16 protein-coding genes and 1 tRNA gene are annotated in these 18632 nt (G+C 57.6%); 9 read left to right on the forward strand and 8 right to left on the reverse strand.

Translation table 11 applies throughout. The features are described 5' to 3' along the window. Positions 1-16: 16 nt before the first annotated feature. Genes INR77_RS13230 through INR77_RS13240 form a run of 3 tightly spaced genes read right to left on the reverse strand, consistent with a single transcriptional unit; the run spans position 17 to position 2592 of the window. Positions 17-1057, reverse strand: coding sequence for a hypothetical protein (locus tag INR77_RS13230; RefSeq protein ID WP_223071490.1), 1041 nt, complete (start codon positions 1055-1057; stop codon positions 17-19). A gap of 30 nt (positions 1058-1087) precedes the next feature. Continuing rightward, positions 1088-1594, reverse strand: coding sequence for a hypothetical protein (locus tag INR77_RS13235; protein ID WP_223071491.1), 507 nt, complete (start codon positions 1592-1594; stop codon positions 1088-1090). 11 nt (positions 1595-1605) lie between these two features. After that, positions 1606-2592: a hypothetical protein gene (locus INR77_RS13240; RefSeq protein ID WP_223071492.1), complete on the reverse strand. Its 987-nt coding sequence runs from the start codon at positions 2590-2592 to the stop codon at positions 1606-1608. Positions 2593-2868: 276 nt separating this feature from the next. Here INR77_RS13240 and INR77_RS13245 point away from each other — a divergent pair, with 276 nt between their 5' ends. Then, positions 2869-6213 carry a right-handed parallel beta-helix repeat-containing protein gene (locus INR77_RS13245; RefSeq protein WP_223071493.1) on the forward strand — a complete coding sequence of 1115 codons (3345 nt, stop codon included), beginning with the start codon at positions 2869-2871 and terminating at the stop codon, positions 6211-6213. 29 nt (positions 6214-6242) lie between these two features. Here the strand turns inward: INR77_RS13245 and INR77_RS13250 are convergent. Continuing rightward, positions 6243-6333 (reverse strand) — tRNA-Ser (locus INR77_RS13250). Between the two features lie 65 nt (positions 6334-6398). Here INR77_RS13250 and INR77_RS13255 point away from each other — a divergent pair. Beyond that, the gene (locus INR77_RS13255) at positions 6399-7388 is read left to right on the forward strand and encodes a peptidylprolyl isomerase (RefSeq protein WP_223071494.1); all 990 of its coding nucleotides are present in this window, start codon (positions 6399-6401) and stop codon (positions 7386-7388) included. Positions 7389-7475: 87 nt separating this feature from the next. Continuing rightward, positions 7476-7790, forward strand: a complete 315-nt coding sequence (locus INR77_RS13260; RefSeq protein WP_255573790.1) for a DUF1905 domain-containing protein — start codon at positions 7476-7478, stop codon at positions 7788-7790. Positions 7791-7799: 9 nt separating this feature from the next. Here the strand turns inward: INR77_RS13260 and INR77_RS13265 are convergent, their stop codons facing one another. Continuing rightward, positions 7800-9665, reverse strand: a complete 1866-nt coding sequence (locus INR77_RS13265) for a methyl-accepting chemotaxis protein (RefSeq protein WP_223071495.1) — start codon at positions 9663-9665, stop codon at positions 7800-7802. Between the two features lie 210 nt (positions 9666-9875). Beyond that, positions 9876-11966, reverse strand: coding sequence for a bifunctional (p)ppGpp synthetase/guanosine-3',5'-bis(diphosphate) 3'-pyrophosphohydrolase (locus INR77_RS13270; RefSeq protein WP_223073572.1), 2091 nt, complete (start codon positions 11964-11966; stop codon positions 9876-9878). A 129-nt stretch (positions 11967-12095) separates the two neighbouring features. Here INR77_RS13270 and INR77_RS13275 point away from each other — a divergent pair, with 129 nt between their 5' ends. Beyond that, complete coding sequence (locus INR77_RS13275; RefSeq protein WP_223071496.1) at positions 12096-13001, forward strand: family 16 glycosylhydrolase; 906 nt, start codon at positions 12096-12098, stop codon at positions 12999-13001. A gap of 226 nt (positions 13002-13227) precedes the next feature. On the opposite strand, the gene hemF is transcribed toward INR77_RS13275, so the two are convergent. After that, positions 13228-14085: an oxygen-dependent coproporphyrinogen oxidase gene (gene hemF / locus INR77_RS13280; protein ID WP_223071497.1), complete on the reverse strand. Its 858-nt coding sequence runs from the start codon at positions 14083-14085 to the stop codon at positions 13228-13230. A gap of 104 nt (positions 14086-14189) precedes the next feature. On the opposite strand from hemF, the gene pdeM reads away from it, so the two are divergent. The 4 genes from pdeM to INR77_RS13300 all read left to right on the forward strand — a co-directional run bounded on the left by pdeM (position 14190) and on the right by INR77_RS13300 (position 16322). Next, positions 14190-14909 carry a ligase-associated DNA damage response endonuclease PdeM gene (gene pdeM / locus INR77_RS13285; RefSeq protein ID WP_223071498.1) on the forward strand — a complete coding sequence of 240 codons (720 nt, stop codon included), beginning with the start codon at positions 14190-14192 and terminating at the stop codon, positions 14907-14909. Next, positions 14906-15376 carry a hypothetical protein gene (locus tag INR77_RS13290; RefSeq protein ID WP_223071499.1) on the forward strand — a complete coding sequence of 157 codons (471 nt, stop codon included), beginning with the start codon at positions 14906-14908 and terminating at the stop codon, positions 15374-15376. The genes pdeM and INR77_RS13290 overlap by 4 nt, the downstream gene beginning before the upstream one ends. Positions 15377-15537: 161 nt before the next feature. Then, positions 15538-16056 carry a translation initiation factor IF-3 gene (gene infC, locus INR77_RS13295; protein WP_223071500.1) on the forward strand — a complete coding sequence of 173 codons (519 nt, stop codon included), beginning with the start codon at positions 15538-15540 and terminating at the stop codon, positions 16054-16056. Beyond that, positions 16053-16322 carry a hypothetical protein gene (locus INR77_RS13300; protein WP_223071501.1) on the forward strand — a complete coding sequence of 90 codons (270 nt, stop codon included), beginning with the start codon at positions 16053-16055 and terminating at the stop codon, positions 16320-16322. The genes infC and INR77_RS13300 overlap by 4 nt, the downstream gene beginning before the upstream one ends. Before the next feature lie 9 nt (positions 16323-16331). Here INR77_RS13300 and INR77_RS13305 read toward each other — a convergent pair whose 3' ends face one another. Then, positions 16332-16937 (reverse strand): GNAT family N-acetyltransferase, encoded by a 606-nt coding sequence (locus INR77_RS13305; RefSeq protein WP_223071502.1) that lies wholly within the window; start codon positions 16935-16937, stop codon positions 16332-16334. Between the two features lie 130 nt (positions 16938-17067). Between INR77_RS13305 and INR77_RS13310 the strand changes: the two genes are divergently transcribed. After that, complete coding sequence (locus INR77_RS13310; RefSeq protein ID WP_223071503.1) at positions 17068-18525, forward strand: DASS family sodium-coupled anion symporter; 1458 nt, start codon at positions 17068-17070, stop codon at positions 18523-18525. The last annotated feature ends 107 nt before the right edge of the window (positions 18526-18632 follow it).

Raw genomic sequence — 18632 nt, forward strand, 5'->3', positions numbered from 1 at the left:
GGGCATGGCTGCAAGGTCAGTTGATGGTAACGCGGAAGTAGACCGTCCGGGTTGTTGAGGCGGGAATGTCGCTCAATGGCGCGGTAACGGTGCCGGTCGCAAAACTGCCGCCGGACGATCCATCGGCGTTGCAGCTGCTATTGCCGCTGTCATAAGTGCCGTTCACAAAGATGCCGAAACCAGCGTCATAGGTGACATCGGCTGGCAGTGTATCGGTCACCACAACCGATTGAGCGGTCGCCGCATCGGCTGCGTTCTCAACCGCGATACAATATTGCACCGTCGCGCCGGGGATGGCCTTGGGATTGGTCGTGGAATTGACCGGATCGCTGATCACGACACTGGATTTAAGAACAGTGAGCGAGGCTGCACTCACTTCATAGCTGTCGAGCGCGGAAAAATCGCCTTGGGCAGCGCTGTCGGTTTCGCCCGCTCCATCGGCGAGGACCGTATCCACGCCAGCAGTATCGCCGCCAGATGACGCGGTGATTTCTGCGCCAAGGGTGCCGATCCCGCCCGCCTCATGCGCGTCCGCTGTCAGAATGACGTCAGCCGTCTGTCCATCGGTTTGCGCCACATTGACATCGCCAACCACGAAAACCGTGACCGTCTCATCCTCGGCTATTTCGTCGAGAAAAGTGATTTGCGTATCGCTGCCATCGAAAACGCCTGGCGTTGCCCCATCATCGAGGAAGATACGCACATTGCTAAGGTCAAAGTCGTCGGTTGCCGATTGAGCCACGCCAAGATCAAAATCGACCGCCGCGTTGGAGACATTGGTCACGGTGAATGTCACCACTGCATCGCTTTCGCCCGGAGTTACGCTCGTTGCAGTTGTATCGAGCCGCGCGACTGTCACGTTGATTTTCCGGTCGACGGTGAAGCTTCCCGTCCCGATTTCCTGCGTCTGGCTGATACCGTTGATCTGATAATCGACCGTGGCGGTGTTGGTGATGGTGGTGCCAGCGCTGGTGCCATCGGCAAGCGCAGGCGAGGCTCCGGCAGCCAGAATGGCAATCGTCGCAGTGGTGGCAATTGCTCTTGCTAAATGGGTCACGGGCGCTTCTCGTTCTAAAGACGGATTGGTTCAAAGGACGGCATGGGCACTGAAATCTTCAGCGCACGGATGCGATGTATTCGAGGCGACCCGCCTCGTTCGGCGCGATATTCGCGATAACCCAGCGCAAGTGAGTGACATCGGAAGGTGTCGCCGGGCGGGCCGAGCCCGCGCCATCTGGCACCGACAGCTCACGAAGGACGCCCAGTTTGAGCCCCCATCGACAGAAACGATCAGTTCGGGATCGGCATCAGGGGTGAGCTGCACCGAGGCAGGGAGAGGGTTGGTGACGACAAAGTTGGTCACCGCGCTTGCGCTGACGTTCCGGTATTCGGTCGCAAACAAAATGCGGTCGCCGGGCACCACGACGTCGGGTTGGGTAAGCTTGGTAACTGCCTGACCCTTATCGTCGATCTCGCGCTTCATAAGATAGGCCGCGCCTTCAAGCGTCACGGGCTGCTGCGCGGATACGGCGACCCCGGAGGCCGCAAAAAAGATGGCAATCACAAAGGTGATGATCTTGATGGGAGTACGCATAATGGTGGGCCTCACTCGTCTATTCGCACGTCGAATTGGATGGTGTTGGAAGTCCCCGCAGCGACAGTTCCCAAAGCAACAGACACGCCCGAAGCGGTGACTTCACCTGCATCATCACCCGACGCATCGGACAATGCCGCCGCATTGAGTGTGAGGGTTGCGGGCAAATATGTTGTTCCGGGCGGGATTGGATCGGTAACGGTCAGATTGTCGACACTGCCGCTGCCGCTCACCGAAACCTCAATCGAATAGGAAATTGTCGCTCCGGGGACCGCGCTTGATCCTCCGAAGGGGTCAAGGACAGTTGCCGTTTTGACAAGCGAGACTGACTGAGAGGCGAAGATGACTTCGCCTTCGCTGATAGCCTGCGCGCCATTGACACCGACAATCGCGTCGGTTCCGTCAGTGCCAGCGCCGCTGATCGTTGTGCCCGCCGCGCCCGACCCTGTAGCCGCGCTGGCCTGCAATTCGACCTTGCTTCGCTCTCCATCGGCGGTTCCGTTTGGAACGGTGGCCAGAACAAAGACCGTCAAAGCGCCATCGGCAGCAATTTCTGGCGTTACTTCTGGTGTGCTCAGCAGCAGGTCGACGCCGTCATCATAAATGCCATTGCCATTGGTATCGATGGCAATCCCGTCGATCTGGAGGTCAAAGTCATTACCCGCAACCGCGGGCTCAGCGTTCAATGTGAAGGCTTCCGGGCCGTTGCCAGTGTTGGTCACGCTAAAACTGAGAGCGACGCTGGTGGTTGCAGTGGTGATGGGTCCGCTATCAAGGGATGCAAGCGCGACATCGAGGATTTCATCCACGCGCACGGTGACGGTGTTTGACTGGGTTATCTGACTGCCCTGAGGCGTCTCGAATGTCGCCTCGGCACGGTTTTCGATAAGTGTCCCTGCATCAACGCCCGCTGCCAGGAGAGGCGCGCACGGCAAGACAATCAGCGCCGCTGCTGCGAGGCTGATACCGTTTTTGATGAAGGCTGACTGCCGAGACATGGCGCTTATATGCGCCGGGCGAATCTAGTTAAAGGAAACCCGGCAATACGCTTCATCGCGCATGAGGCGGTTAGAAAAAAGAAACCAAGGCTATTGGACAACGCGGAATAGTGAGCAGACGGCTAAGGTTATTTCTTTCGTAATTGCTGATGCTTATCGGGCAATTGACCGTTCGGGTTCGCCATCGCTTCGATGGCCCGACAAGGGAAAACTCTACGCATAATCTCGCAAAGAGCGAGCAGCCTTGTCTTAGCCGCGTGCTGGTAAAGCAGCGCCATGATGGCTGAGATCGGCGGGCTTCGCGTTAACCCTGGCTTGCGCCTTGTGCGGGCGTTTGCGGCGCTCGCCTTCTGTTTGATCGCAATCGTCTCATGGACACAGCGTGCCCATGCGCAAACCATCACCGTCGATCCTGCCACCGCATTCGAAGCGGCTGGGTCGTCCTTCACTGCGAACCACACCGTTAGCAGCGGCTCCAATCGGTATATTCTCGTCTCTGTCGCGATTGAACGCAATGATGCAACGGTCGCCTCAGTCACCTACGCCGGGCAGGCGCTGAACTTTCTGGGCCGCCTGACTGATGGCGGTGGAGGAGCGACGCTCGACCTGTGGGGGCGCACCGCCCCCGCCAGCGGCACCAACCAGTTGGTCGTCTCCCTTTCCAACAGCGCAGCCGTCGTGGTCGGGGCAAAATCCTTTGCCAATGTGGATCAAACCAACCCGCTCTCGGGAACCATCTTCAGCGGCAACGGCACCGTTGCATCGGGCAGCATCACGACCTCGACAAACCAGCTTATGGTGGCGACCCTCGCGGTCAATGACGAAGCCGATGCCGTCACGGCGGGTGCGGGACAGACGAGCCTTTACAATGTGATCAACGCTGCCGACGTCATCGGGGCGGCAAGCACAAAGCCTGCGTCGGCGAGCAGCACCAGCATGAGCTACTCGTTTGTCAGAACAGGAAGATGGGTACTGGCTGTCATCGCATTACAGCCGGCGAACCCGTTTCTTGTGACAAACACAAATGACAGCGGCGGCGGTTCGCTGCGCGAGGCGATAAACGCGGCCAATGCAAGTCCGGCTGCCGACACCATTTCCTTTGAAATCCCCGGTGCAGGCCCGCATACCATCACTCTTTCCTCGCTATTGCCAGCAATGAGCGGCGCGAACGACGCCATCGACGGGACAACGCAAACCGGCTCATCATGCGGCGACCTTTGGGCTGGCACGCCGCCAACGTTACAAATTCATCTGACTGGCGCGCTCTCAACGGCGCTACAGATTGCAGCGGCCAATCAAACGGTGAGAGGCCTTTCCATCACCGGCTTTGACAGCAAGATTTACGTCGCGCCCACCGGCAGCGATGCCATCATCCGGTGCAACTATTTCGGCCTTTTGCCCAGCGGCACGCGCGGGACAGGCGATTCTCCAGGGGTGGTGGTGCAAGGGCCCGGCACAGTTGTCGGAGGCCTTGCAGCGGGCGAAGGCAATGTCATTTCCGGCAATACCATCGGCGTTTTTACTCTCGATGGCGCAACCGATACCGCCGTCCGGGGCAATTTCATCGGCACCGATCCGACCGGGACGAGCGCCATTGCGAACGTTCAGGGCATCAACCACTTCACCGGCTCAGGCAGTTGGCGCGACATCACCTACAACCTCATCTCCGGCAACAGCGCGCGGGGGATCGGGCTTGAAACGGACGACACCATCACCGCCTCGACTGACACCATCCGCATCCAACGCAACGTAATCGGGTTCAATCGGACATTATCGGCGCTCCTGCCCAACAGCGATGACGGCATCTTCTTTGATTCAGGCAGTATCTCCAATGTTCTAATCGGCGGCGACGCTGCAAGCGAAGGAAATGACATAAGCGGAGGCAATGACGCAATCGACTTGAGGGCGGTCAGCAACATCAACATTCGCGGGAATACGATTGCGCGCGCCGGGTCGCGTGGGGTCTGGCTCGAAGGGGCGAGCAATATCGCCATCGGCTCTGCCACGGCGGGGGAAGGCAATGCGATTGGTGGCAATGGCGCTGAAGGCATCTTCATTGGCGGCGCTGCAACGGGCGTGACGATACTTGGCAACGAAATACTGCCACTTACTATCGCGGGCTCAACCACCGGAAATGCCGGGAATGGCATCGGGATCAATGGCGCCACCAACATCACCATCGGCGATGGCACATCCTTGGGTCGCAATGTGATCGCAGGAAACGGTGGCCTTGCCATCGGGCTTGCCTCCACCAACACAGGCATAACCATCAATGGCAATTACATCGGCGTGGATGCGAGCGGCAATCTGGCCCTTGCAAATGGTCAAAACCGCGACGCATTGTCACGAGATGCGATTGAGTTCGGACAAGGCAGCACCAATAATACAGTAGTGATCGCGAATAATGTGATTGGCGGCTACACGGCGGCGCTGATCGAATTCTACAACAGCACCACGACCGATGTGACCGTTCAGGGCAATTCATTGGGCGTGGGTGCCGACGGGTCGACGCCTATCGTCTCTGGCAATAGCGAGGCGCTGATCAGTTCGGGCGGTGGCACGATTTCGTCCAGTCTCCTGATCGGCGGCAATGGCGCGGGACTTGGCAATACGCTGGCCTTTTCGTCCCAATCGGCCATCCGGCTCGATGCGACAGGTTCGGGCATTCAGGTGATCGGCAACACCATTCGCGACAATATCCGCAATGGCATCGAAGTGCTCGGCACCACCAATGCTGCGATCCTAGCCAATAGCATCTACGACAACGGTCTTTTGGGCATTGATCTTGGCAATGACGGTGTAACGGAAAATGATGCAGGCGACGCTGATGCCGGGGCAAACGCGCTGCTGAATTTCCCGGTCATCAATGCGATTGCTGCAAACGGTACGAGCGAAATCATATACGATTTCAACCTTGATGCCCCGGCAAACACAGACGGCTATCGGGTGGAGTTCTTCCGCAATTCATCCCCTGATACATCGGGCAATGGTGAGGGCGAGGAATTCATCGGCTCGCTCGACATCAGTCACGCAGGCGGCGACCTCAATTTCAACGGAGTGATGAGTGCAAACACCACGATAAGCGCGAACGATCAGATCAGCGCGACGGCATCGCGCAATACGGGAAGCGGTTTTGATATCACGTCCGAATTTGCAGACACCATTGCGGCTCTCACCAGAGGAGCGCTAACAGTGACGATCTCATCCCAGGTGTACGATCCTGGGCTCGCTGGCCTCTATTCCGTCCCTCAGAACGACCGTCTGACTACTGCAACGGTAACCAATGAAGTCGGCACAAGCACCACCAATGACAGCATTTTTCTGATCATCGACGTGCCTGCCGACACCGAATTCTATAATGGGGATGTCGACGGAACTGGCCCGGAAACCAACGCGGTAGCCTTCGATGGCAGCAATGCGCCGGGGCTTACTTTCACCTATGCGACAGATGTCCGCTTTTCGGATGCAGGAACGCGGCCGGATTTCGCAAGCTGCACCTACACGCCTGCGGCGGGTTACGATCCCAACGTGCGCTTCATCTGCATCAACCCGAAAGGCACAATGCCCCAAGGCGACCCGCCGCCGTCATTCGTGGCGCAGTTCCGGCAAAGGATCAAATAGAGCGGTTCTGGGGGAAGCCTTAAGAAAGGTGGCGGAGACGGTGGGATTCGAACCCACGATACGGGGTTACCGTATACACACTTTCCAGGCGTGCGCCTTCGACCACTCGGCCACGTCTCCGTTGGGAGGCTCCCCTAAACGGGACGGGCTTGAGGTGCAAGCGCTGTGATGTCATGAAACCTGCCATGAAACACATTTGCCTTGCAGCCGCCGCTTCGATTGCCCTTGCCACGCCGAGTTTGGCTGAGGATGAGGCGCCGGTGGAGGAGCAGGCAGCACCCTCTCCCAATGAAATTGTGAACGCTGCGCCGAGCAAGGATTGGGTGCAGATTGCGGCGGAAGATCTGCTAGTGATGACGCTTGCGCCAACCCACGATGGGAAGCGCCGTGAGGTCGTGATCCAATTGATGCCAGCGCCATTCAGCCAAGGGTGGGTGGAGAACATCCGCACCCTCGCCCGCGCCAAGTGGTACGACGGGATTTCCGTCAACCGTGTGCAGGACAATTACGTTGTCCAATGGGGCGATCCGGGGCACGACAACCCCGAGGGCGAAGGGATTGAGACTAAGCCTTTGCCCGAAGGACTGAATGTGATGGTGGAGGATGACTACACCTCTCGAACCAAAGGCGAGGACTATTTCTCAAAGTTGAGGTTGTCCGACGCGTATGCTGGCTGGGCGGCCTTTCTTGATGGATGGCCTGTTGGTACATTTTACGAGACTGTTCATTCGTTGGATTTCGAAGCTTGGCCCGTCCACTGCTACGGCATGGTGGGCGTTGGCCGTAACTACTCCCCCGACACCGGCTCTGGTGCAGAGCTCTACACCGTCATCGGCCATGCGCCTCGCCACCTCGATCGCAATATCGCACTCGCTGGCCGCATTATCAGTGGGATGGAGCATCTCTCCTCCCTTCCCCGTGGTTCAGGCGTTTTGGGCTTCTACACCGAGGAAGAGGCGAACCTTCGCACCCCGATCCTCTCGATCCGGGTTGCCTCTGACCTTCCGGAAAGCCAGCGCCCCCAATTCGAATATCTTTCGACCGAAAGCGAGACCTTCGCCGCTTACGCCGAGGCGCGCGCCAATCGCCGCGATCCGTTTTTCATCGTGCCAGCAGGCGGCGCGGATATCTGCAATATCCCTGTGCCTATCCGCGAGGTGGCGGGTGCTGAATAACGCCTGTGAGCTCCCGCGCAGGCGGGAGCCTCCTGCACTGAAGCGCCAAGCCGATGGAGGTCCCCGCCTTCGCGGGGACACACGCTGATGGAAACGGTCACCGCCACCCTCCCCTTGCGTCGTTGGCAAGGGGAGAAGGCAACTTACCACCTCGTAAGGTTCACAGGCGACGAGGCAGAAACGCTTGCCGCCCATGCTCTGATGCAAAGGCTGGAAATGGGTCGAGGGCGCGGCTTTGGCTCGGTCAAAGTCATGGCGCGCATCGGTGAAACGACATGGAAAACCAGCGTTTTCCCTCAAGACAAACAATCAACATGGATCCTGCTCGTCAGCAAAAAGGTGATGAAGGCCGAAAACCTCGCCCCCGGCGACGAGATCAGCGTCAGCGCGACCCCGCTTTAACGAAGCGCGCTAAATCTGCGCATCTGCCCAAAGCTTACCACTCGACAAATCGACATTGTCGCCCGCCTCAAGCTCACGCGCGGAACGGCGCACATCGGCGATAAACCGGCTTGCTTTTTCGCGCAGGTCATCGGCGTGCTTGCCAAGCGCGTTGGCGCTTTCGACCACATCGCCCGCAGCCGTTCCCGTCTCTTCGCTCGCCTCGCGCAAAGCGACAAGAAGCTCGCTAACCTGGCGCGAACCTTCGGCGACGGTATCGATATTGCGGGCAAGCTCTTCGCCGGACACTGATTGCTGATCGACAGCCGTAGCGATGGCGACGGCCACTTTTTCAAGCTCGCCGATCTGGTCATAGATTGAGCCCAAGTCCCCTGCGCTTGCGCGGGTCGATTCCTGCATCGCGCTGATCTTTTCGGCGACCGAACTGGTCGCAGCGCTGGTCTGCGTGGCCAATTCCTTGACCTCGCTTGCAACAACCGCAAAGCCGCGCCCCGCCTCGCCCCCGCGCGCCGCTTCGATCGAGGCGTTGAGGGCAAGCAGATTGGTGCGCTGGGCAATTGTGTGAATAAGCTCGGCAATCTCGCCGACTTCTTCAGCTGCGCTCGACAGATCGTCCATGCGTGTATTGGCGCTGGCAACAAGATTGGTCGCATCACGCGCAAGCGTTGCAGAGGCGGCGGCTTGCTGACTGATCTCATTGATCGAGAGCGCAAACTCGTCTGTCGCCGCCGCCGCTGCGGTGACATTGCGTGAGGTGTTAGACATGGCGCTGCTGGCGCTATCGGCCTGATCGCTCGACCCTTCGGCGACACCCACCATTTGCGCAGAGGTGTCCTTAAGCTGTTCAGATGCGGCAGACACCGAGGTAATAAGCTCGCCGACCGAAAACTCGAAACCTTTGGCAAGGTCTTCGAGCAGATGAATTTTTTCCAGCTTCAACTTGTGCATTTCGCGCGCGGATTCCTGCTGGCGGGCAAGCTGCTCTTCGATCTCTTCCGCACGGCGCTGGGTCAATTCGCTCAGCTCCAGCGATGAATGACGGAATACTTCCAGCGAGCGCGCCATTTCGCCAATTTCATCGGTGCGCGATGCGCCGGGGATCGTCGTATGGACCTCCCCCTTCGCAATCCGTTGCATCGCCTGCGTTATACAGGCGATGCCTCTCACGATATTGCGGTTGACGGTTCGCGAGAACATCACGCCGACTACGACAGCGATAAGGGCCATGATCGCCATAAACATGACACTCATATCCAGCCCGTTGAACAGGTCGCGCGCCGCCGGTGCAAGTGTGCCTCTCAATTCGCGGGCGAAGTCTGCGATATTGCCGCGCACATCGGCAAGATCACTTTCAAATGCCGCAATTTCGCTTGGGCCGGGGTTGGCCGCGATGCGGTTCCAGTCGCGCTGAAGTCCCTCGACCTGAGACACGAATTCGGCAACGCGCGCATGGGTTTCAGGCGGCATCTGATCAGTGATCCACCCTTGGGTATAAAGGATATTCTCCTGCGCCAGATCAAGGCCCGGCTGCACAGCTTCGAGCGCGCTTGTATCATTGCGGTCGCGAAAATTGCGGATGGCTATATGCGCGTCATCAAGTTCCATGACCGTGTGGGTGGTGCGCACTTCGAGTCCGGCGACATCGGCGACATAGCGACCAGCAGAAGAGAAATAGGCAGCGGTTGCGACCACGGTGAAGGCAACAAACAAAAGGATCAGCGCCGAGCTGTAGATCGATGCGTCAAGCTTTTTCGCCAGAGAAAACCGGTCGAGCCAATGCGCCGATTGCTCCTCGCCCGAAATTGGCGCTGTTTGGGGCGCGACGCTGGGTGCATTCTCATCCGCCGCGACAATGTTGAAATCCTGTGCCGTCACCTTAGCCCTGCTCCAATTGTGCGCCTTTTCAAAAGGCAATCAGCGTTTGTGGCGCTGCTTCAATGGTGGAGATAGCCGGGCGGTGTTAATGTGTGGTAAACGCGAAATTAACCAGCGTAACCGGGCATTTCAGGCGGTTTGGGTGCGGTGTACTCCCACTCTCACTGCCGCAAATTGTCCACTCAAGGGAAACAATCGCGACGCGCGCCATCAGATGCGATCAGCCTGCGCCACTGCGTCACTTGCGCGTAGAGCTGAGAGGATGCGGTTAAGGTGAGCCACATCATTGACCTCTGCATCAATCTCATAGGTTGCAAATGGATGGTCCAGATGGGTCTGGATCAGCTGGTTCACATTGACCTTGTTCTGTGCAAATACGCCCGCCATCTCAGCCAGCGTTCCAGGTCGGTCATAGATCGTGATCGCGAAACGGCCAATCGCCCCGTGCGAACGCTTGTCCCAATTAAGGTCGAGCCAATCGCTATCCACGCCGGAAGCAAGCTCAAGACAATCGATGGTGTGGACGATCACTCGCTCACCCTTGCGCCTTAGGCCAACAATCCGGTCGCCGGGCACCGGGTGACAGCATTCAGCAAGTTCAAACCCAACTCCCGGTGTCAGCCCGCGGATAGAGATTTGGCGTTCATGGCGCGCCCAATCCTCGGCATCGTCAAACTCCGAGGTGCATCCCGGAACCAATGCCTCCATCACCTCGCGGTTGCTGATCTTGCCAGCGCCGATTGCGAACATCAGATCATCGGGCTCGTCCATATTGAGGCGTTTGACAGCCTCCTTGACCGCCTTTTTGCCAATTTTGGCCGGGACTTTTGCTGAAATCTCGTCAAAAAGTTTGGAGCCAATCTCGGCGACCTCGTCGCGTTCCTTGAGGCGCACAGCGCGCCGGATCGCCGCGCGCGCTTTACCAGTGACAACAAAGCCAAGCCACGACATTTGTGGCTCAGCCTCACCGCCCTTGATGATCTCGACTACATCGCCATTTGCAAGCTGCGTTCTGAGCGGCATATGCCGCCCGTTGATCTTGGCCCCCACCGTAGCAAGCCCCAGATCGCTGTGCACCGCAAAGGCAAAATCGACTGCAGTTGCACCTTTGGGAAGCTGAAACAGCGCGCCTTTGGGAGTAAAGGCAAAGATGCGGTCCTGATAGATCGCAAGCCTTGTGTGCTCCAGCAACTCTTCGGCATCATGGCTTGCATCAACAATTTCGATAAGGTCGCGCAACCAGCCGACCTGGCCATCAGCCTTATCGTGTTGCTTGTAAGCCCAATGCGCGGCAAGCCCGAATTCATTGCGATGATGCATTTCGCGAGTGCGTATCTGCACCTCGACCCGCATCGAATTTTCATACATCAAGCTGGTATGAAGCGAGCGATAGCCATTGGTTTTGGGCGTTGAGATATAGTCTTTGAACTTGCCCGGTAGAAACTGCCACGTAGTGTGCAGCACGCCCATCGCGGCATAGCAATCCGCATTCGTTTCGGTGATAACCCGAAAGGCCATGATATCAGTGACCTGTTCAAAGCTGACGTGACGCTCGGACATCTTGGTCCAGATGGAATAAGGATGCTTTTCGCGCCCTGTCACCTCAACTGATAGGCCCGCTTCTGCCAGCACCTGCTTGATTTTGAGCGCAATCGCATCGACCTCGCCGCTATCGGCACCGCGCAATTTCTCTAGCCGCTCGGTGATCGTCTTGTAGGCTTCGGGTTCCAATTGCGCGAAGGCGAGCGCCTGCATCTCGCGCATATATTCATACATTCCCACACGCTCGGCCAGAGGCGCGTAAATATCCATCGTCTCGCGTGCAATTCGCTGGCGCTTTTCGGGTTTCTTGATGAAATGAAGCGTGCGCATATTGTGCAAGCGGTCGGCCAGCTTGACCAGCAGCACGCGAATATCTTCCGACATGGCGAGCAGGAATTTGCGCAGGTTTTCCGCTGCCCGCTCATTTTCCGGCATGGCTTCGATTTTGGAGAGCTTGGTCACCCCATCAACCAGCCGCGCAACCTCTGGTCCGAAATTGGCCTCGATGTCGTCAATCGTAGCGAGCGTGTCTTCGACCGTATCGTGCAAAAGCGCGGTGATGATCGTTTCCTGATCGAGTTGAAGGTCAGTCATTAACCCTGCAACTTCAACCGGATGCGAGAAATAGGGATCGCCGCTCGCGCGCTTTTGGCTGCCGTGCTTTTGCACTGTGTAAACATAGGCGCGGTTTAGCGCTGCCTCATCGGCATCAGGGTCATATTCAAGGACCCGTTCCACAAGTTCATATTGGCGCAGCATTGACACAAATATGAGGGGCACAGCGCCCTTGGGCAAGCGTTTTGCTATGCCAAAATTGTCCGCAAGCATATGGACCCGCCCAGCCTTGTTTGTTAACGTTCTCAAATGGTCGAGAAGGGAACAGCTTTGATGGCGACAAAATGCTTTGGGATTCTGGGGACGCTGGCATTGCTGGCAGGGTGCATGGCTGGTGCAATAACCGGCTCAGTTGCTGCTGCTCAAAATGACAGCGCCACGGGTCAGTCGCGGGCCATTGTCTTTTCCGACGAATTCAACGAAGCATCTCTCGACCGCGATAAATGGAACGTTGTCGGCATGGATTTCTGGGTCAATGATGAACAGCAAGCCTACGTCGACAGCCCTGATACGATCCAGTTCGCGGCAAATATAGAAGGCGCTGACGGTGGCGCGCTGGTCCTTCGTCCGGTCTATCGCCCCGGTATCGACACAAGGGCAGACCGGAATGCGGATTTCATTTCCGGTCGGATCAATTCCAAAGGCAAGGCCGATTTCACCTATGGCCGCATCGAGGCTCGCATCAAAATGCCCGATGCCGAAGGCGTATGGCCTGCGTTCTGGATGCTGGGCAATGGGACGTGGCCGCAAACCGGCGAGATCGACATTATGGAATATGTCGGCGAGCCGGACTGGACTGGCGTCGCGCTCCATGGTCCGGGCTATTCGGGCGAAACGCCGATAGTGAACAAGTTCTTCTTTGACGAAGGCACCGATGCAACCGATTGGCACGTCTATTCGATCGAATGGACCAGGGACGCAATCTTGTTCATGGTCGATGATCGCCTGACCTATCGCGTCACCCGTCCGATGGTTGAACGCTATGGAAAATGGCGCTTTGACACCCCAAAGCATCTGATCCTCAATTTTGCGCTGGGCGGTGCATATCCTTTCAAGACCAGTATGATAGACGAGCCTTACTACGGCCTTCCCCAATCGAGCGTTGATCAGATCAAGGCAGGTAAGGTCGCCATGTATGTCGATTGGGTGCGCGTGTACGAGCCGATCGACGCTGATTAGCCCGGCAAAAGAAATGGCCGGAGCAGCAAGGGTAAACCGCTCCGGCCAAAGTGTAAGCTCTAGCAGGGATAAGCGCTGAGCCATTGTCGCTCTGATGGGATTCGCATCCAACGCATGAGACGAATCGTGAGAAAAGAGCTGCAATCTTGATATTGCGACTGAATTGCATTTGCAAGCCGTAATATTTGACAATCTTCAGCTTTACCGGCCCACCTGCGAGGCTCGCTTAACTCCAGGTGGCCCTTGGCGGCAGGCTCATCAAAATCGCGTCGATATTGCCGCCCGTCTTGAGGCCAAAGATTGTGCCCCGGTCATAAACGAGATTGAACTCAGCATAACGCCCGCGATATTCTAGCTGTTGGGCAACATCCGCATCACTAAATTCGCTATTCATCCGCTTGCGCACAAGCTTGGGATAAATGTCGAGAAACGCCTTGCCGACATCCTGTGTGAAAGCAAAATTGCGATCAAAGCTCGCATCATCCTCGCATTCGAGGTGATCATAGAAAATCCCGCCAACGCCGCGATGCACCTCGCGGTGGGGGATGTAAAAATAATCGTCCGCCCATTTCTTGTACCGCTCATAATAGGTCGGATTATGCGCGGCGCAGGCTGCACGCATCGAGGCGTGAAATTCCTCGGTATCCTCTTCGTAAGGGATCGGCGGATTAAGGTCTGCCCCACCCCCGAACCAGGCAGTCTGCGTGGTCAGGAAGCGCGTGTTCATATGCACCGCTGGCACATGGGGGTTGTGCATATGCGCCACCAGGCTGATGCCGGTCGCGGTAAAGCCGGGGTGCTCCTTGCTTGCCCCATTCACCTGATCGGCAAATGCTTCCGAAAAGCTTCCGCGCACGGTAGAGACGTTGACACCGACCTTTTCGAACACCTTGCCTTTCATCAGGCCCTGAACACCGCCGCCGGGGTCTTCATTGCCCTCTTCCTCTCGGGTCCATGGGGTGTATTGAAAGCTCGCATCCGAGCCGGCCTCACGCTCAATGCTTTCAAACGCGGCGCAAATCTGGTCCCGCAGGCTTTCAAACCAAGCCTTTGCTTTTCCGGTATGACCCGCCCAGTCGCTCATAGTGATCCCTCGTCCTTTTTCATCTTCACCCCTGCCCTATGACACGCAAAGTGTCCACCTGTTTTGACACTTGCCAAACAGCGTCTTGCTGGCCAAAAGACAGCATGGTTCCCGTTTCGTTCTCAGATGATTCTGCACCCCTTGCCTTTGCGGGTGAGGAGATGGTGCTGACCAGGTCAAACGCACTTTATTGGCCGCGTGAGCGTACACTTCTGGTCGCAGACCTGCACCTTGAGAAGGGCAGCTGGTACGCGCAGACCGGGCAAATGCTCCCGCCTTACGACAGCCGCGCAACGCTGGAGCGGTTGGCCGATACGATCAAGGCGACGGGCGCGCGGCGGGTCATCACGCTGGGCGACAATTTCCACGATGATGCGGGCACCAATCGGTTAGAGCCCTATGCGAGCGGTATGCTCGAGGGGCTCATCCGTGCCCACGATTGGGTGTGGGTGACGGGCAATCACGATGAAGAAATGCCAAGGAAATTTGGCGCGCAAAGCTTTAGCGAGCTTGAAGTTTCCGGCGTGATCCTGCGCCACGAAGCACGCCCCGGCGAAACCCGGCCAGAGCTCTCGGGCCACTACCACCCCAAGATGCGGCTACGGGTGAGAAACCGCCATATCGCAAGGCCCTGCGCCGTGGTGAGCCGCTCAGCGACCAGCGCAGACCGCATGATCGCGCCCGCTTTCGGCGCCTACACCGGCGGCATGGATGCAGGCGCTCCCGCAATCCTGAAAGCGCTGAGCCCAGCGCGCGAAATCGACGCCGTGCTGCCCGCAAAGGGCAAATTGGTCACATTCCCGCTTTATCGCGAGGCGGCTTGAGCGACTTCCTCCCTCTGCACTGGGTGATCGAAACGCTGACAGTTTGGCACTATGTCGCATGGGCAAGCTTCTTTGGCCTTTCCCTTTGGCGCGGACCGAAGAACAAGGAACCTATGCCGCTTCTTCTCCGTGTCTGGGGCGGGATCGTGATGCTACCAATGTTCTATGCAATGACATCGCTAGTGGTTGGTCAATTGTTCGGAGATCATTATTCTTGGTCGCAAGTCTGGCCTTCTGGATTGATGCTCGGGGCACTTGTCTCATCCAATTTCGCATTGTGGATTGCTCGGGCAATCTGGCAGGCAAAGAACAAACGCTTGCAGCTTCTTGCCCTTGGCAGCTTTGTCGTTCCGCTCGCAGCGGGCTTTTTTGGATTGTTCTTCTCGGTTGCGTGGTGGCTCTTGCCGCGCGTTGTCGGCTTGGGGCTGATCGACTTCCCAAAACTCTCGTGGGGCGTCCAAGTCTAGGCGCTTTCGCACCCCCAAAGGGCAAATTGGTCACATTTTCGCTTTATCGCGAGGCGGCTTGACGCTTGCGCCTAGAAACTTAAGGGCTTTGCGCCTATATCGAAGACTCGAAACAAGGCTACAACAGGAGAACCCACATAGCCCGTCCACCTCGGCGTCAGATGGCCCCGCCAACGAAAAGCGGCCCTCGTTATGATCAGTTTATTCAAGTGCCCAAGGTGCGCGTCATCGATGATGAAGGCGAAAACCTGGGTGTGATGTTCACGCGCGAAGCGATGGAGCAGGCCAATGACAAGGGCCTGAACCTTGTTGAAGTGTCCCCCAATGCGGACCCGCCCGTGTGCAAATTCCTCGATGTCGGCAAATATCGCTATGAGGCCCAGAAAAAGGCCAATGCGGCACGTAAGACTCAGAAAACGCAAGACATCAAAGAAGTCAAAATGCGTCCCAACATCGACACGCATGACTATGACGTGAAGATGAAGAACGTGAACAAGTTCATCAACCACGGCGACAAGGTGAAGGTCACCCTGCGCTTCCGCGGTCGCGAAATGGCGCACCAGCATCTGGGCATGGATTTATTGAAGCGCGTGCAGGAAGACGTTGAAGAAATCGCCAAGGTCGAAGCATTCCCGCGCCTCGAAGGCCGGCAAATGCTGATGGTGCTTGCGCCGAAATGAGCGGCGCGAGAGCCAATCCTCGCAAGTTCAAACCGCCTTTTTTGAAAGGCGCGAAGAAGTCGGTTTCCTATTGGAAAGACAGGTTTGGCAAATGGGCGGCGGATCAAAAACGTCGCCCCAATGCTCCAAAGCCTGAGCAGAAAGACGGGCCAGGAAACGGCCATGACCCGGACACCGGCGGGCTCGCCGCAGAGCTCCCACGCAAACCCAAAGACCCAAACCTTTCGGGCGGAGCAGCGGCGCGGCTTGAATTTGGAAGCGACTGAAGCAGTCGATCAGGGCGCGGGGTGGATCATGGTCCAGAATTTGGGCCCACCACCCGGCACCTCCCATTCCTCCAAAATCTCAAAACCCAATCGCGTGTATATCGCGACGTTATCCGGCGTTGCTGTCTCCAACAGCACGCCTTGCCCTTTTGAAGCAGCACGTTTGATGCCCGCGCGCACAATCGCCCCGCCCCATCCCTTGCCCTGCGCCTTCGGGGCGACGCCTACATATCTAAGGTAGGAGTAAGGTTGAGGGCTCGGATGGCGCTTGTACATTTCTTCGGCCACCTTGAGCCCGCGCGGCAGATCGATGCGAAAGCCTGCGAGCAGCCGCAAATTGTCGTAAGTCGTCGCAAAGAATCCATCGCTCACTTTGCCGGGCGGATACCAGAGACTTACAGCGCCCTCATCCGGTGAGGCCAAAATCTCCCCATGCCGGCGCGATTGCTCGGCCATGACCTTGAAAAAGCCGGGAAGCATTGCCTCACGCCGTTTTGCATCAGGCACAATCCACGAGAGCGCCGGGTCATTCTGAAACGCTGCACCAAGTGTGCGAGCGAGCGGCTCGAGCTTTGCAGTGTCCGGAACGGTTTCAATCGGGCGATCATCACGCATAGGAGATGAAAACTAGCCGCTTTGCAGCCTCGTGCCAATCGTTCCACAACCAATGCTGATGCACAGCTTTGCGCTTGGCGGACAAGCTGGCACTCTAGGCATAAACGCGTAAGGGAGGAGCGCGAGCGCCATGAGTGCCCAAAAAATCGGCTTGTATCTTGGCCCGCTAGCCTTTGCCATCACCGCCTTCGCTCCCGCGCCGTCTGGAATGAGCGGCGACGCGTGGCTCGTCGCGGGGCTGGTTGCGTGGATGGCCGCCTGGTGGATGACCGAGGCTGTGCCGCTTTCGGTAACAGCGCTTTTGCCTTTCGTGAGCCTGCCCCTATTCGGTGTCATGACAGCACGCGAGACGGCAAGCGCGTACTACGCGCCGATCCTCTTCCTTCTGCTTGGCGGGGCGTTCATTGCGCTAGCGATTGAGCGCACAGGGCTGCACCGGCGGCTCAGCCTTGCGATCCTCAAAGCGATTGGCAGCGAAGGCGGTCAGGTGCGCCTGCTCCTCGCCTTTATGATCAGCGCGGCGATCCTGTCGGGACTGATCTCCAACACCTCCACCACGCTCATCATGATGCCGATGGCCCTGGCGGTGCTTGCTGGCGGAGCGTCTATGCAAGCCCCGGATGGTCCCACCGAAACCAGTGGCATTTACGGCGCGCTTCCTATGGGGATTGCGTTTGCCGCAACCATTGGCGGGCTTGGCACGATTGTTGGCTCTCCCACCAATGGCATTGCGGTGCAATTGCTTGATGACATGATCGGGCTACGCATCAGCTTTGCCGACTGGATGGTGCTGGGAATGCCTGTGGTTTTGATCGGCGTGCCGCTTGCGTGCTTTATCATTGCGAGGGTTCAAAGGGTTGATGCCCACCCCTTCGATGTCGCCGCAGCGCGCAACGCGATTGACGACCACGCCCCCTGGTCGCCTGCTGAAAAGCGTCTTGTCCCAATTATCGCGATCACTTTTCTTTTGTGGATGAGCCAGCGTTGGGTCGCGCCCTTCCTGCCGCCGAACAGTTGGACCGATGGAACAATTGCAGTCCTTGCAGCCCTTACCTTGTTCATCTTGCCTGACGGGACGCAAGAGGGTGGCAAGAGACGGCCTCTGCTCAGCTGGAGCGAAGCAAACCGCGCACCCTGGGGTGTGATCTTAATGTTTGGCGGAGGGCTGGCACTTGCCGCCGGGATGCAGGCCTCAGGGCTTGCCGATTGGCTGGGCCAATCGCTTTTGCCGCTTGAGGCGATGCCTTTGTTCATCATTGCCTTGGCAGTGGTTGCGATGGTTGTCCTCGTCACCGAATTTGCCAGCAATGTCGCCACCGCAAGCGCGATCATCCCGGTCATTGCCAGCCTTGCCGCCGGGCTTGGCCTGGGAAGTGATGGCGCCGAAGCGGCGATCCTCATCGCCATGCCAGCAGCGCTCGCGGCGAGCTGGGGCTTTATCCTGCCAGCGGGAACAGGGCCCAATGCGATTGCCTGGAGCACGGGCCGCCTCAAGATTGAGAAGCTTGTTCAAGCAGGGCTTGTGCTTGATTTGCTTGGCGTTTTCCTGATCGTTGCGATTGTTTGGGTGATGGCGGCGCTGATCTGAGCAGGGAACACCCCTTAGCCCCCATTCCCAATTCACAAAAGCTGTAGCCCGCAAAATCCCTAGCGGGGTATACCTTAGGCCCTGCCCTGATGCAGAAATTCTATAGC

This window comes from Erythrobacter sp. SCSIO 43205 (genome assembly GCF_019904235.1).
GTDB lineage: Bacteria > Pseudomonadota > Alphaproteobacteria > Sphingomonadales > Sphingomonadaceae > Erythrobacter.

Coding starts and splice junctions, on each gene's coding strand:
- INR77_RS13235 (WP_223071491.1), bottom strand. CDS start 1,594: ATGCGTACTCCCATCAAGATCATCACCTTTGTGATTGCCATCTTTTTT.
- INR77_RS13240 (WP_223071492.1), bottom strand. CDS start 2,592: ATGTCTCGGCAGTCAGCCTTCATCAAAAACGGTATCAGCCTCGCAGCA.
- INR77_RS13245 (WP_223071493.1), top strand. CDS start 2,869: ATGATGGCTGAGATCGGCGGGCTTCGCGTTAACCCTGGCTTGCGCCTT.
- INR77_RS13255 (WP_223071494.1), top strand. CDS start 6,399: ATGAAACACATTTGCCTTGCAGCCGCCGCTTCGATTGCCCTTGCCACG.
- INR77_RS13260 (WP_255573790.1), top strand. CDS start 7,476: ATGGAAACGGTCACCGCCACCCTCCCCTTGCGTCGTTGGCAAGGGGAG.
- INR77_RS13270 (WP_223073572.1), bottom strand. CDS start 11,966: ATGCTGCGCCAATATGAACTTGTGGAACGGGTCCTTGAATATGACCCT.
- INR77_RS13275 (WP_223071496.1), top strand. CDS start 12,096: ATGGCGACAAAATGCTTTGGGATTCTGGGGACGCTGGCATTGCTGGCA.
- hemF (WP_223071497.1), bottom strand. CDS start 14,085: ATGAGCGACTGGGCGGGTCATACCGGAAAAGCAAAGGCTTGGTTTGAA.
- pdeM (WP_223071498.1), top strand. CDS start 14,190: ATGGTTCCCGTTTCGTTCTCAGATGATTCTGCACCCCTTGCCTTTGCG.
- infC (WP_223071500.1), top strand. CDS start 15,538: ATGGCCCCGCCAACGAAAAGCGGCCCTCGTTATGATCAGTTTATTCAA.
- INR77_RS13300 (WP_223071501.1), top strand. CDS start 16,053: ATGAGCGGCGCGAGAGCCAATCCTCGCAAGTTCAAACCGCCTTTTTTG.
- INR77_RS13305 (WP_223071502.1), bottom strand. CDS start 16,937: ATGCGTGATGATCGCCCGATTGAAACCGTTCCGGACACTGCAAAGCTC.
- INR77_RS13310 (WP_223071503.1), top strand. CDS start 17,068: ATGAGTGCCCAAAAAATCGGCTTGTATCTTGGCCCGCTAGCCTTTGCC.